General features: G+C 68.8%; 13 protein-coding genes and 1 pseudogene. 2 read left to right on the top strand and 12 right to left on the bottom strand.

From position 1 onward, the window contains the following. Positions 1-3 precede the first annotated feature (3 nt). The 5 genes from ACFQ7Q_RS21360 to ACFQ7Q_RS21340 form a co-directional block, all read right to left on the bottom strand. Entirely contained in the window at positions 4-984 is a 981-nt protein-coding gene (locus ACFQ7Q_RS21360) for a helix-turn-helix transcriptional regulator (RefSeq protein WP_383557515.1), read from the bottom strand. Positions 985-1,123: 139 nt separating this feature from the next. Beyond that, positions 1,124-1,498 (bottom strand): FKBP-type peptidyl-prolyl cis-trans isomerase, encoded by a 375-nt coding sequence (locus tag ACFQ7Q_RS21355; protein WP_383557512.1) that lies wholly within the window; start codon positions 1,496-1,498, stop codon positions 1,124-1,126. 66 nt (positions 1,499-1,564) lie between these two features. Next, positions 1,565-2,503 (bottom strand): FKBP-type peptidyl-prolyl cis-trans isomerase, encoded by a 939-nt coding sequence (locus ACFQ7Q_RS21350; protein ID WP_383557509.1) that lies wholly within the window; start codon positions 2,501-2,503, stop codon positions 1,565-1,567. A gap of 118 nt (positions 2,504-2,621) precedes the next feature. Next, entirely contained in the window at positions 2,622-3,983 is a 1,362-nt protein-coding gene (pafA, locus tag ACFQ7Q_RS21345; protein ID WP_137990376.1) for a Pup--protein ligase, read from the bottom strand. Between the two features lie 9 nt (positions 3,984-3,992). Then, a complete protein-coding gene (locus tag ACFQ7Q_RS21340; RefSeq protein WP_383557507.1) occupies positions 3,993-5,315 on the bottom strand; it encodes an MFS transporter in 1,323 nt (440 codons plus the stop codon). Positions 5,316-5,442: 127 nt separating this feature from the next. Here ACFQ7Q_RS21340 and ACFQ7Q_RS21335 point away from each other — a divergent pair, with 127 nt between their 5' ends. Next, positions 5,443-6,459 (top strand): LacI family DNA-binding transcriptional regulator, encoded by a 1,017-nt coding sequence (locus ACFQ7Q_RS21335; protein WP_383557504.1) that lies wholly within the window; start codon positions 5,443-5,445, stop codon positions 6,457-6,459. Positions 6,460-6,519: 60 nt separating this feature from the next. On the opposite strand, the gene prcA is transcribed toward ACFQ7Q_RS21335, so the two are convergent. The 6 genes and pseudogenes from prcA to arc all read right to left on the bottom strand — a co-directional run bounded on the left by prcA (position 6,520) and on the right by arc (position 12,259). Beyond that, on the bottom strand, positions 6,520-7,290 hold the full coding sequence (gene prcA / locus ACFQ7Q_RS21330; protein WP_376434454.1) for a proteasome subunit alpha: 771 nt from the start codon (positions 7,288-7,290) through the stop codon (positions 6,520-6,522). A gap of 44 nt (positions 7,291-7,334) precedes the next feature. Further along, a complete protein-coding gene (prcB, locus tag ACFQ7Q_RS21325) occupies positions 7,335-8,174 on the bottom strand; it encodes a proteasome subunit beta (protein WP_383557501.1) in 840 nt (279 codons plus the stop codon). After that, positions 8,126-8,317, bottom strand: a pseudogene (locus tag ACFQ7Q_RS21320) (endonuclease domain-containing protein); the annotation flags it as partial. The gene prcB and the pseudogene ACFQ7Q_RS21320, both read right to left, overlap by 49 nt. A 123-nt stretch (positions 8,318-8,440) precedes the next feature. After that, entirely contained in the window at positions 8,441-8,653 is a 213-nt protein-coding gene (locus ACFQ7Q_RS21315; protein ID WP_383557498.1) for a ubiquitin-like protein Pup, read from the bottom strand. 160 nt (positions 8,654-8,813) lie between these two features. After that, entirely contained in the window at positions 8,814-10,325 is a 1,512-nt protein-coding gene (dop, locus tag ACFQ7Q_RS21310) for a depupylase/deamidase Dop (RefSeq protein WP_383557496.1), read from the bottom strand. Between the two features lie 167 nt (positions 10,326-10,492). Further along, the gene (arc, locus tag ACFQ7Q_RS21305) at positions 10,493-12,259 is read right to left on the bottom strand and encodes a proteasome ATPase (RefSeq protein ID WP_383557493.1); all 1,767 of its coding nucleotides are present in this window, start codon (positions 12,257-12,259) and stop codon (positions 10,493-10,495) included. A 254-nt stretch (positions 12,260-12,513) separates the two neighbouring features. Between arc and ACFQ7Q_RS21300 the strand changes: the two genes are divergently transcribed. Then, on the top strand, positions 12,514-12,825 hold the full coding sequence (locus ACFQ7Q_RS21300) for a ferredoxin (RefSeq protein WP_383557490.1): 312 nt from the start codon (positions 12,514-12,516) through the stop codon (positions 12,823-12,825). Between the two features lie 4 nt (positions 12,826-12,829). Here ACFQ7Q_RS21300 and ACFQ7Q_RS21295 read toward each other — a convergent pair whose 3' ends face one another. Beyond that, a complete protein-coding gene (locus tag ACFQ7Q_RS21295) occupies positions 12,830-13,402 on the bottom strand; it encodes a hypothetical protein (RefSeq protein ID WP_383557487.1) in 573 nt (190 codons plus the stop codon). Positions 13,403-13,626: the final 224 nt, after the last annotated feature.

The following is a 13,626-nucleotide window of genomic DNA, read 5'->3' as shown; positions in this document are numbered from 1 at the left end:
CCTTCAGCCCTTGGCCACGGCGCGCAGCCGGTCCACCACATCGGCCCGCAGGTCCGCGGGTTCGAGCACCACGACATCGGGACCGAACTCCACCAGCCAGGCGTCCAGACCGTGCCCGTACGGAATCTCCAGCTCGTCCCAGCCGTCCGCGCCTTCCCGTACGGACTGGGCCCTGGCCCGCAGCGGATAGCCGCAGCCGGTGCGCAGCCGGATCCGGGCGGAGCGGGTCGCGATCTCGCCGGCCCAGCTCTCGACGGTCTCGCGGACGGTGACGACATCGGGCACCGGCGCGGTGAAGGCGCCGGCCCGCGAGCGGACCCTGCCGGTGATGCGGGAGAGGCGGAAGACGCGCTCGGCGCCGCGGTCACGGTCCCAGCCGGCCAGGTACCAGTGGCCGCGCCAGCACTCCAGGGTCCACGGCTCGACCTGGCGGGTCTCCGGGCGCGCCGCCGTCGCCTTGCGGTAGTCGAAGACGACCGGGCGCCGGTCGCGGCAGGCCAGCATCAGGGGCTCGAAGGCCGTCTCGTGGACGGGGATGCGGGGCTCGAGCGCGCTGTGCTGGGCGTCGTAGGAGTCCTCGGCCTCGGGCATCCCGGCGGCGCGCAGCTTCTGCAGGGCTCCGCTGGCCGCCCCGGCGAGGCGGGCCTGCTGCCACACCTTCGCGGCGAGGCCGAGCGCCGCGGCCTCCTCGGCGTCGAGCGTGATCGGCGGGAGCCGGTTGGAGTCACGGCGGGCGAGGTAGCCGATCTCGCCCTCGATGTTCTCGACGGTCTCGATGACCAGACCGAGCTCGCGCAGATCGTCCTTGTCGCGCTCGAACATCCGGTTGAAGGCGTCGTCGCCTCCGGCAGAGCCGCTGCCCGGCCTGACGGCCTCGACATAGGCCTCGATCGAGTCCCGCAGCTCACGCTTGGAGAGCGGCCGGCGTGTTCCGAGCAGACAGAGGGCCAGATTCATCAGCCGCTCGGCCTTGGCAATCGCCATCGACGCCCTGCACCTCTTCTGCCGGATTGACTTCTCGGACATCCGACCGTACCGCCCCGGGGTGTCGTGACAAAAGCCGAGGGTCCCCGCCGTACGACGGGGACCCTCGAGTGACCGTTTCAGGTCGTGACGTGACCGATCAGACGGCGACCAGGTCGCAGACGAAGATCAGGGTCTCGCCCGGGGCGATCTTGCCGCCGGCGCCACGGTCGCCGTAGGCGAGGTGGGCGGGGATGATCAGCTGGCGGCGGCCGCCGACCTTCATGCCCTGCACGCCCTGGTCCCAACCGGCGATGACCTGGCCGGCACCGAGCTGGAACTGCAGCGGAGTGCCACGGTTCCACGAGGAATCGAACTCCTCGCCGGTGGAGAAGGAGACGCCCACGTAGTGGACGGAGACCATGGCGCCCGCCTTGGCCTCGGGGCCGTCACCCTCCCAGATGTCCTTGATCTCCAGGTCGGCCGGCGGCTCGCCGCCCGGGAAGTCGACCTCGGGCTTCTCGATGCTGCTCACTGCAGTGTGCTCCTCAAACTGATGAACCGCGCAAACGAAACGATGAACTACGCGACCGGGACAGTCTTACATCTTCGCCAGGATGTCGAGGGCGAACACCAGCGTGGAGCCCTTCGGGATCCCCTGCTGCTCCTGGTCGCCGAAGGCCTCGGACGGCGGGGCGACGATCAGGATGCGGCTGCCGACCTTCTTGCCGGTGATGCCGTTCTTCAGGCCCTTGAGCGTCAGCTGGTCGAGCGGGAAGTTGGCGGTCTTGCCCGTCGCGTACGTCGAGTCGAAGACCTTGCCGTCCTTCCACAGCGCCGCGACGTAGTTCACGACGACCGTGTCGGTGGCCTTGACGACCTCGCCCTTGGACTCCAGCACGTAGTTGGAGACGAGCTTGGTCGGCGGGTCGACCTTCGGGACGGTCAGCGAGGGCGCCTTGCCGTCGGTGTTCGTACCCACCTTCGGCAGGTCCTTGTTGTCCTGGGCGACCTCGGTGCCCTCGGCGGACTTGGGGACCGTGGTGGCCTTCAGGATGTCCACGACGAAGACGAGGGTGGCGTTGGGCTTGATGTCGCCCTGCCCCTGCGCACCGTAACCGAGCTCCGGCGGGATGCCGATCTCGACGCGGCTGCCGACCTTCTGGCCCTCCAGGCCCTGGTCCCAGCCCTTGATGACCTGACCGGCGCCGAGGGTCAGCTCGAAGGGCTGGCCCCGGTCGAAGCTGTTGTCGAAGGGCGTCGTCGAGTCCCAGGCCTGACCCAGGTAGTTCACCTGGAGCGCGTCACCCTTCTTCGTGACGGCGCCGTCACCCTCGCTGATCACATTGACCTTGAGCTCCTTCGGCGGGTCGCCCTCCCCCTTCGCGAGAGTGGGCTTCTCCCCGAACTTCTCACCCGCGGTGATGGCGGGCAGTCCGTTCTTCATCGAGGCGTTATCGGAGCCCTTGTCATCGCTGCCGCAGGCCGCTGTCGAGAGCAGCAGCAGCGGGACGACCAGTAGGCCGGCAAGTCGGCGCACGTGTTCCTCAGATCTCAGACGGCACAGTAGTTGTCCGACACTCTAGGGGACCCTTCGGGCAGGCCAAGGGCCCCGCACGCGAAACGCACGGGGCCCTGGCACTTCGTACAGCGATGTCCTACATTCCGGCGATCAGCTTTTCCACCCGGTCGTCGACCGACCGGAACGGGTCCTTGCACAACACCGTGCGCTGCGCCTGGTCGTTGAGCTTGAGGTGGACCCAGTCGACGGTGAAGTCCCGCCGCTGCTCCTGCGCGCGGCGGATGAAATCGCCGCGCAGCCGCGCCCTGGTGGTCTGCGGGGGCACCGACTTGCCCTCGAAGATCTTCAGGTCGTTGCAGATCCGGGCCGCCTGACCCTTCCTCTCCAGGAGGTAGTAGAGCCCCCGGCGGCGGTGGATGTCGTGGTAGGCGAGGTCTATCTGGGCGACCCGGGGGTGCGACATGGTCATGTTGTTCTTCGCCCGGTACCGCTCGATGAGCTTGTACTTCATGACCCAGTCGATCTCGGTGCCGATGCGGTCGAGGTCCTCGGCCTCGATGGCGTCCAGCGTGCGGCCCCACAGCTCCAGGACCTGGGCGACCGTGCCCGTACGGATGCCCCGGCGGTCGACGAAGTCGGCGGCCTTCTCGTAGTACTCGCGCTGGACCTCCAGGGCCGAGGCCTCGCGGCCGCTGGCGAGGCGGACCTTGCGCTGGCCGGTGATGTCGTGGCTGACCTCGCGGATGGCCCGGATCGGGTTCTCCAGGGTCAGGTCGCGCATCACGGTGCCCGCCTCGATCATGCGCAGCACGAGGTCGGTAGCGCCGACCTTGAGCAGCATGGTCGTCTCGGACATGTTCGAGTCGCCGACGATGACGTGCAGCCTGCGGTAACGCTCGGCGTCCGCGTGCGGCTCGTCACGGGTGTTGATGATGGGTCGGGAACGGGTCGTCGCGGAACTGACGCCCTCCCAGATGTGCTCGGCCCGCTGGGAGACGCAGTAGACCGCGCCGCGCGGGGTCTGGAGCACCTTTCCGGCGCCACAGATGAGCTGTCGGGTGACGAGGAAGGGAATGAGGATGTCCGCGAGCCGGGAGAACTCTCCGTGGCGGGCGACGAGATAGTTCTCGTGGCAACCGTAGGAGTTTCCCGCCGAGTCGGTGTTGTTCTTGAAGAGATAGACGTCGCCGGCGATTCCCTCCTCGTGCAGGCGGCGTTCGGCGTCGACGAGCAGGCCTTCGAGAATGCGTTCGCCCGCCTTGTCGTGCGTGACCAGTTCGGTCACGTTGTCGCATTCGGGTGTTGCGTATTCCGGATGCGAACCCACGTCGAGGTACAGGCGGGCGCCGTTCCGCAGGAAGACATTGCTGCTGCGGCCCCATGACACAACACGGCGGAAGAGGTAGCGCGCCACTTCGTCAGGAGACAGTCGGCGCTGTCCCCTGAACGTGCACGTGACGCCGTACTCGTTCTCCAGCCCGAAAATGCGGCGGTCCATGTCTGAACATTACGCCTGATGGCCTGAGCTGAAACCGGGTTCGACAGCCCCGTTTCGATCATTTTCCGATGAGTGCTCGTTCTTTTCGGCGTGTCCGCTGCTCCCGGTGCCCCCGCTGACGGCGTGTCGCACACTGCGACCGGGGGCGGCGAGGACCCGCCCGGTGGCCAGGAGGACGAGGAGGGCCACGAAACCACCGGCTCCGGCGACGCCGAAGCCCGCGGTGGTTCCGGCGAGTTCGACGGCCGGCCCCGCGACGGCCGAGCCGAGGGCCGCCCCCACACCGAAGGTGGTGACGAGCCAGGAGAAGGCCTCCGTGACGGTGCCGCTGGGCGCGTGCCGGTCGACGACGATGAAGCCACAGGCGAGGGCGGGGGCGAGGAAGACGCCGGAGAGGGCGGCGAGCGCCGTCATCGGCACGACACCGGGCGTCAGCATGAGCGGCAGATAGCCGAGGGCGAGCAGCCCGATGATGACCCGCAGGCGTCGCTCGGGGGCTCCTGCCCAGCGCCGGGCGCCGTAGAGGACACCACCGATCAGCGCGCCGAGGCCGAGCGCGGCCATCAGCCAGCCGTACGCCGATTCGTTGCCCTGGTCGTCGGCGTAGGCGAGGCCCGCGACGGTGATGGAGCCGAGGGCGAGCCCGACGAAGAAGAACGAGCCGAGGAGGGCCAGCAGGCCGGGTGAGCGCAGGGCGCCGAGCCAGTGGGCCTCGCGGGGCTCCGAGCGCCACGCGCGCGAGGGCTCGGACAGGACGACGGAGAGCGCGCCGAGGATGCCCAGGACGTTGATGACGAGGAGCGCCGCGGCCGGTGACCAGAGGGCGACCAGGAGGGTCACCAGCAACGGTCCGACGGTGAACATGACCTCCTGGGCGACGGCGTCCATGGCGTAGGCCCGGTGGACCCGGTCCTCGCGGCCGAGCACGCTGGGCCACAGGGCGCGCAGTCCGCCTTCGAGGGGCGGTGTGAAGAGCCCGGCGACGACGACGGCCGCGTAGGCGAGGACGAGGGGGCTGATTCCGGCCACGGCCAGGACGATCATGCCGAGGGCCGAGACGATCGCGGCCGGCAGCTGGACACGCGGCTGGCCCTTCAGGTCGACGGCCCGTCCGAGCAGGGGCTGTCCGACGGCGGTGGCGAGGCCGTACGCGGCGGTGAGCCCGCCGGCCAGGCTGTAGCTGCCGCCCTCCGAGCGGGTGAAGAGCACGATGGCGATGGGCCCCGTGCCGTTCGGGAGCCGGCCCACCAGAGTGCCGGTGAGCAGCCTCAGGGCGTGCGGTGCCCTGAGGATGTCGAGATAGCCGCTGCTCTCCTTGGCCTCGCCGGCCATGTCCGTCTCCTCTCCCCCAGTGCCCCACCCTGAGGTTTTACGTATAACTTCCTGGGTCATACGTACCATGGCGGCATCCCGCGGGTCCACCCCGCCGGCGGCAACCCATCCCTCGCGGAGGCAACGAGTGCAGACCCCGGAACCCCCCAGCGCAGCGCGGCCCACCAGCCGGGACGTCGCCAGGGCCGCCGGAGTGTCCCAGGCGACGGTCTCGCTCGTACTCGGCGACAAATGGCGTGGCCGCGTCTCCGAGCGGACCGCGCAGGCCGTACGGGAGGCCGCGAGCGGACTCGGCTACCGGCCGAATCTCGCCGCCCGCAACCTCCGCCTCGGCCGCACCAGGACCGCGCTCCTCGTCGTCCCCGCGCTCACCAACGAGTTCTTCGCCCGCGTCTACACGGGCGCGGCCACCGTCGCCGCCCGCCACGGCTTCGGCGTCGTCCTCTACCCCTCCCCCGACGGCGTCGGCCCGGCGAAGGACCCCTTCGCCTCCGCCCGCGCCGCGCTCGACGGGGTGATCGCCTCCTCCATGGCCGCCGACGCGCTCAAGGCGTTCCACGGCACCGACCTGCCGCTGGTCATGCTCGACAGCGACCCCTCCGACACCGGCGCCGCCGCCCACGTCAACCTCGACATCGCGGACGGGATGCGCCAGGTCACCGGGCACCTCCTCGCGCTCGGCCACCGCCGCTTCGTCCATCTCGCCTCGGCCGTGCCGTCCTGGACCTTCGACGTGCGGGCCGCCGTCCTCGCCGACGCGCTGCGCGGCGCCTCGGTGCGGACCGTGCGCGCCCCCCTCGACGTGGACGGCGCCCGTGCCGCCGCCGAGCGCGCCCTCACCGGACCCGGCCCGCGGCCCACCGCCCTCGTCTGCGACGACGACATCCTCGCCGCGGGCGCCTGCAAGGCGGTGCGCCGGCTCGGCCTGCGCGTCCCCGAGGACGTCTCCGTGACCGGCTTCGACGATCTGGCCCTGGCCACCGCCGTCGAACCGGAGCTCACCACCGTCCGCCTGCCCGCCGAGCGCGTCGGCGAGCGCGGTATGGCCGCTCTCCTCGCCGTCCTGGCGGGCGAGACCCCCGCACCCGGCGACCTCCCGGTCACCCTGATGCCCCGCGGCTCCTCCGGCCCGGCCCCCGACTGAGCACGACGAAGCCCCGGCCCGCCGAAGCGGACCGGGGCCATCCAGCGGGCGAGGAGGGACCTAGTCCTCCATGTCGTCCAGGTCATCCAGAATGTCGTCCGACGGCTCGTCCGTCTTGGCGATCGCCGCGTTGTCCGCCTCCAGGAGACGGACCAGCTGACGTCCGAGGATCCGCTTGAACTTGCGCTGCTGCGGGCGCGTACGGTCCAGGACCGCCACCTCCAGCCGCTCCGCGGGGATCTCCCGCTCACTGCCGTTGGTGTCCCGCGACAGCGCCTGCACGGCCAGCTTCAGCGCCTCGGCGAGCGACATGCCGTCGCGGTGCCGCTGGTCGAGGAAGCTGCTGATCTGCTCCGCGTTTCCGCCCACGGCGACCGAACCGTGCTCGTCCACGATCGAGCCGTCGTGCGGCAGGCGGTAGATCTGGTCGCCCTCGGGCTCCGCGCCGACCTCGGCGACGACCAGCTCCACCTCGTACGGCTTCTCACCGGCGCTGGAGAAGATCGTGCCCAGCGTCTGGGCGTACACGTTCGCCAGGCCCCGGGCCGTCACGTCGTCCCGGTCGTAGGTGTAGCCCCGCAGGTCGGCGTAGCGGACGCCGCCGATCCGCAGGTTCTCGTACTCGTTGTACTTGCCGGCCGCGGCGAAACCGATCCGGTCGTAGATCTCGCTGAACTTGTGCAGCGCGCGGGACGGGTTCTCGCCGACGAACACGATGCCGTCGGTGTACTGAAGGACGACCAGACTGCGGCCTCGGGCGATGCCCTTGCGGGCGTACTCCGCCCGGTCGGCCATGGCCTGCTGGGGTGAGACGTAGAACGGAGTCGACACCGGCTACCCGTCCCTTTCTTCTGGGTTCAACTGACGACGAGTGATCAGAGCAGGGCCGCGCGGGGACCGTCGGGCTGCTCGAGGCGCCGATCGGTGACCGAGCGGGCGAGCGCCTGGGACTCTTCCTCGGTGAGCCTGCGGAAGCCCTCGTCGGTGATGACGGTGACGATGGGGTAGATGTGGCGGTACAGGTCCGGGCCGCCGGTCGCCGAGTCGTCGTCGGCGGCGTCGTACAGGGCCTGCACGACCAGCGTGGTGGCCTGCTCCTCCGTCAGGTCGGGGCGGAAGAGCTTCTTCATAGAGCCTCGGGCGAAGATCGAACCGGAACCGGTCGCGGCGAAGCCGTGCTCCTCGGAGCGGCCGCCGGTCACGTCGTAGGAGAAGATCCGGCCCTTCTCCTTGCCCTCGTCCCAGCCGGCGAAGAGCGGCACCACGGCGAGGCCCTGCATGGCCATCCCGAGGTTGCCGCGGATCATGGTGGACAGGCGGTTCGCCTTGCCCTCCAGGGAGAGGGTCGCCCCCTCCACCTTCTCGAAGTGCTCCAGCTCCAGCTGGAACAGCTTGACCATCTCCACTGCGAGACCGGCGGTGCCGGCGATGCCCACGGCGGAGAACTCGTCGGCCGGGAACACCTTCTCGATGTCGCGCTGCGCGATCATGTTGCCCATGGTCGCTCGCCGGTCACCGGCGAGCACCACGCCACCGGGGAAGGTCACGGCGACGATCGTGGTGCCGTGGGGCGCCTCGACGACCCCCTCGGGCAGCTTCCGGTTGCCCGGCAGCAGCTGCGGCGAGTGGTCGGACAGGAAGTCCAGGAACGAGGACGAGCCCGGCGTCAGGAAGGCAGCTGGTAGACGCCCGGTGCTACGAGTGTTGGCTTCCACGCGTGTCCCTCCAAGTATGAGATGGCCCGCCGCAGTGTGTCGGGATCGTCTCCCAACTTGCCGATGGCCGAATTGCAGTTGAAGCACGGTACGCCACGGACCCTACCCGTCTCGTGACGATGATCAACATGGACTTCGGGGGCGGCCCGCCGCAGTGGTTCCCGGCTCATCGCTTGCGACCGGACGGCACGGGCAGCTTCGCCCGCACCGTCCGGCAACCGCCTGGGTCACCCCGCCCCGACCTTCGGTTCGAAGGTCAGGCGACCTTACTGGCCACCCTTTTGCACGAAGGAGCGCACGAAGTCCTCGGCGTTCTCCTCAAGTACGTCGTCGATCTCGTCCAGCACGGAGTCGACGTCGTCGCTCAGCTTCTCCTGGCGCTCCTTGAGGTCGGAGGTCTCCTCCGCGGTCGCCTCCTCGACCTCCTCCGTGGAACGCGTCGCCTTCTGCTGTCCGCCGCCGGTGTCCTTGGTCGCCATATCCCTCACCCCGCTCGAATCGGCCCGCTCGGTTGGGTCTCTCAAGATCAGACCCTACAAGCCAGGTCTGACTTCGGCCCCGCAGTTTGGTACAACGTCCGGGCACTAGTCCCATGATTCCCAGCGCCCGGGCATTTCAGCCGCGCCGGGCGGCACGCTCTCAGCCGCCCGAGAGGACGCGGACCAGTTCCTCCGCGGTCCTGCACCGGTCCAGCAGCTCCTTCACGTGGTTCCTGGTGCCCCGCAGGGGCTCCAGGGTCGGCACCCGCTGGAGCGAGTCGCGGCCCGGGAGATCGAAGATCACCGAGTCCCAGGACGCGGCCGCCACGTCGTCCGCGTACTGCTCCAGGCAGCGCCCACGGAAGTAGGCCCTGGTGTCCTCCGGAGGCTTCGTCTCGGCCCTTTCGACCTCGGACTCGTCCAGGAGCCGCTTCATGCGCCCACGGGCCACCAGACGGTTGTACAGGCCCTTCTCGGGGCGTACGTCGGCGTACTGCAGGTCCACGAGGTGCAGCCGGGCCGCGTCCCACTCCAGGTTGTCCCTGCGCCGGTAGCCCTCCATGAGCTCCCGCTTGGCGATCCAGTCCAGCTCGCCGGCCAGGCTCATCGGATCGTGCTCCAGCCGGTTGAGGGTGTCCTCCCAGCGGATCAGGACGTCCTTGGTCTGTTCGTCGGCGTCGGCGCCGAACCGCTCGTCCACGTACTTCCTGGCCAGCTCGAAGTACTCCATCTGGAGCTGGACGGCGGTGAGTGTCCGGCCGCTGCGCAGCGTGATCAGGTGCTGGAGCGTCGGGTCGTGGGAGACCTGGTGGAGGGTGCGCACGGGCTGGTCGACGGCGAGGTCCACGTTGATGAAGGAGTCCTCGATCATCGACAGGACCAGGGCCGTGGTGCCCAGCTTGAGGTAGGTGGAGATCTCCGAGAGGTTCGCGTCGCCGATGATCACGTGGAGCCGGCGGTACTTCTCGGCGTCCGCGTGCGGCTCGTCGCGCGTGTTGATGATGGGGCGCTTGAGGGTGGTCTCCAGACCCACCTCGACCTCGAAGTAGTCGGCGCGCTGGCTGATCTGGAAGCCGTGCTCACGGCCGTCCTGGCCGATGCCGACACGGCCGGCGCCGGTGACGACCTGGCGGGAGACGAAGAAGGGCGTCAGGTGGCGCACGATGTCCGAGAAGGGGGTCTCCCGCTTCATCAGGTAGTTCTCGTGCGTGCCGTAGGAGGCGCCCTTGTTGTCGGTGTTGTTCTTGTAGAGGTGGATGGGCTGGGCACCGGGGAGCTGGGCGGCCCGTTCGGCGGCTTCTGCCATGATCCGCTCGCCGGCCTTGTCCCAGAGGACGGCGTCGCGGGGGTTGGTGACCTCGGGGGCGCTGTATTCCGGGTGGGCGTGGTCCACGTAGAGCCGGGCTCCGTTGGTGAGGATCACGTTGGCCAGGCCGATGTCCTCGTCGGTGAGCTGGCTGGAGTCGGCGGCCTCGCGGGCGAGGTCGAAGCCGCGGGCGTCCCGCAGCGGATTCTCCTCCTCGAAATCCCAGCGGGCGCGGCGCGCCCGGTGCATCGCCGCCGCGTAGGCGTTGACGATCTGGGACGAGGTGAGCATGGCATTGGCGTTCGGGTGGCCCGGAACGGAGATCCCGTACTCCGTTTCGATGCCCATTACTCGCCGTACGGTCATGCGGCCCTCCTTGCCCGGCGGCGCTCCCCTTCGGGTGCGGCGCAACAAGTACCGACGAGCCTAGAGCGACTCCGCGCCGGTGGGGAGATCGATTCACTGTTTTGCTGAGGTGGAATACGACGGCTGCGGATGTCCGAGGTTCCGGACATCCGCAGCCGGTGTGCGATCTACAGGTACTGACCGGTGTTCGCCACCGTGTCGATGGAGCGTCCGGTGTCCGCGCCCTGCTTTCCGGTGACAAGGGTGCGGATGAAGACGATCCGCTCGCCCTTCTTTCCGGAGATCCGGGCCCAGTCGTCGGGGTTGGTGGTGTTGGGCAGGTCCTCGTTCTCCTTGAACTCGTCCACGCATGCCTGGAGGAGGTGGGAGACGCGGATGCCCTTCTGGTTGTGGTCGAGGAAGGCCTTGATGGCCATCTTCTTGGCCCGGTCCACGATGTTCTGGATCATCGCTCCGGAGTTGAAGTCCTTGAAGTACAGGACTTCCTTGTCGCCATTGGCGTACGTGACCTCGAGGAAGCGGTTCTCCTCGGTTTCCGCGTACATCTGCTCGACCACGGACTGGATCATTCCGTGGGCGGCCGCCTCCTTCGAGCCTTGGTGCTCGGAGAGGTCGTCGGCGTGCAGCGGCAGCGAAGACGTGAGGTACTTCGCGAAGATGTCCTTCGCGGCCTCCGCGTCCGGACGCTCGATCTTGATCTTGACGTCGAGCCGGCCGGGCCGCAGGATCGCGGGGTCGATCATGTCCTCACGGTTCGAGGCGCCGATGACGATGACGTTCTCCAGGCCCTCCACACCGTCGATCTCGGCGAGCAGCTGCGGGACGATCGTGTTCTCGACGTCCGAGCTGACTCCGGATCCACGGGTGCGGAAGAGGGACTCCATCTCGTCGAAGAAGACGATGACGGGGGTGCCCTCGCTCGCCTTCTCACGGGCACGCTGGAAGACGAGGCGGATGTGCCGCTCGGTCTCGCCGACGTACTTGTTGAGGAGTTCCGGGCCCTTGATGTTGAGGAAGTAGGACTTGCCGGCGGGCTGGCCGGTGACCTCCGCGACCTTCTTGGCAAGGGAGTTGGCGACGGCCTTCGCGATCAGCGTCTTGCCGCAGCCGGGCGGACCGTAGAGCAGGATGCCCTTCGGGGGCCGCAGTTCGTGCTCCTTGAAGAGGTCCGGGTAGAGGTACGGAAGCTCGACCGCGTCCCTGATCATCTCGATCTGGCCGCCGAGGCCGCCGATCTTGGTGTAGTCGACGTCGGGGACCTCTTCGAGGACGAGCTCTTCGACCTCGCTCTTGGGGACCACTTCGTAGACGTAGCCGGACCTGGGTTCGAGCAGGAGGGCGTCGCCGGGGCGGATGGTGATGTCCAGCAGCGGCTCGGCGAGCCTGACCACCCGTTCCTCGTCCGTGTGCCCGATCACCAGGGCGCGCTCGCCGTCCTCGAGGATCTCCTTGAGGGTGACGATGTCCCCGGCGCGCTCGAATTCCATGGCCTCGACCACGTTGAGCGCCTCGTTGAGCATGACTTCCTGGCCGCGCCGGAGCTCGTCGAGCTCGACGCTGGGGCTGACGTTCACCCGGAGCTTGCGGCCCCCGGTGAAGATGTCGCAGGTGCCGTCCTCATTGGCCTGCAGGAAGACACCGAAGCCTGCCGGTGGCTGTGCGAGCCGGTCGACCTCCTCCTTGAGGGCCACGATCTGGTCGCGGGCCTCACGGAGTGTGTTGGCGAGCCGCTCGTTCTGCGCGGACACGCCGGCCAGGTTTGTCTGCAGCTCGACGATCCGCTCTTCGAGAATCCTCGTATGACGCGGAGAGTCGGCGAGCTTGCGGCGCAGGACGGCGATTTCCTGCTCGAGATAGGCAACCTGGCCGGCGGGGTCTTCAGACCCCCGCCCCGGCCGGATGCCGCGGTTGATGTCGTCGTCGTGGGCTGCCACGGTCCTCACCTCCTCCAAGGGGAGCTGGACGCTTCCTGACCCTACCTGCGTGGGTGGTGATTGAAACCCCTAGATCACAAAGACTGTCGAGGCGTGTCCGATCTTCACCCTTGCGCTTCCCCTCACGCCAGTGGAATACCCACCCATCAACATCGGAAAGCGGGCGGTTGTATCGTCGTGAGTGGTCAACACCCGTCAGGCTTGACCGGACTTAGAAGAACGATCTCTTTCGACGCTCAGGAACGGCAGGAGACATGACCGTGCAGCACGAGGCCCCGACAACGGGCGCCGGCGAGGCGCTGGAGGTCTGGATCGACCAGGATCTCTGCACCGGGGACGGGATCTGCGCGCAGTACGCTCCCAAGGTCTTCGAGCTGGACATCGACGGGCTCGCCTATGTGAAGAGCGCGGACGACGAGCTGCTGCAGGACGCCGGGGCGACGACGCCGGTCCCGCTGCCGCTGCTCCAGGACGTCGTGGACTCCGCGAAGGAATGCCCGGGCGACTGCATCCACGTACGCCGGGTTTCGGACAGGGTCGAGGTCTACGGCCCTGACGCGGAGTGACCCGTCACATACTCCTCGTGTCGGCCTGAGCCGCGCGGACGAAGCTTCCGCCCCGCCAGCGCCAGCTGACGCGCTCCTGCTCGTCGGGGCAGCAACTGGGTACGTCCGGGGACGAGTAGCCGAGCAGCGTGGCGGTGACCGCCCGGTCGCGTACGGCGAGTCCCGAGACGCTCTTCTGCTCCGAGGACTCGACGAGCGTCGCGACCACGCGCGCGTCCGGGCCGGTCTTGGCGTGGGTCAGCACGTAGACGGCGTGGGGAGGCGTCCCCGATCCGGCTTCGCAGTGTACGACTGCGACGGTTTCCGGGTTCCCGTCTCCGTCGAGATCCCCCGTCGCCCGCTGGGCGATCTTGACGGGGGCTCCCCCGCACTGCAGGGGATAGTCGGCCGACGCGGCGTCGGGGGCGGGTCGTGGGGCGGTGGTCCCGCTGCCCGCGGTCGTCGTGGTGGCGGTGGCGGCGCCGGGCTGCAGCAGGCCGGCGGCGGCCACGACGGCGGCCATGGCGGTCGCGGTGGCCAGCCAGTGCACCGGCCGGGCGTGGGTGTGCGCGAGGTCCGTGACGGCGGGGGGCTGCACGCGGGATGTCTCCTGTGACGATGGTGCGGAAGGAGTTGCGGGCATCGTGCCACACGTCACATGCGGGTGGAACAGGCGGGGTGCGGGCTGTTCGCAAAGATGCCGAACGTGAAGGTGCCGCCGTGGGGGTGCGAGCCCCCGGGGGGGGGCGCGCGCACGGCCCCCCCGAGTGTTGGGGGGGGGAGCCCCGGTTGGTGTGTGGTTTAAAAAAAATAAGCAGACGC

Origin of the sequence: Streptomyces sp. NPDC056527 (assembly GCF_042794475.1) — a bacterium.
Classification (GTDB): domain Bacteria; phylum Actinomycetota; class Actinomycetes; order Streptomycetales; family Streptomycetaceae; genus Streptomyces.
This window is presented reverse-complemented; position numbering and strand designations above follow the sequence as displayed.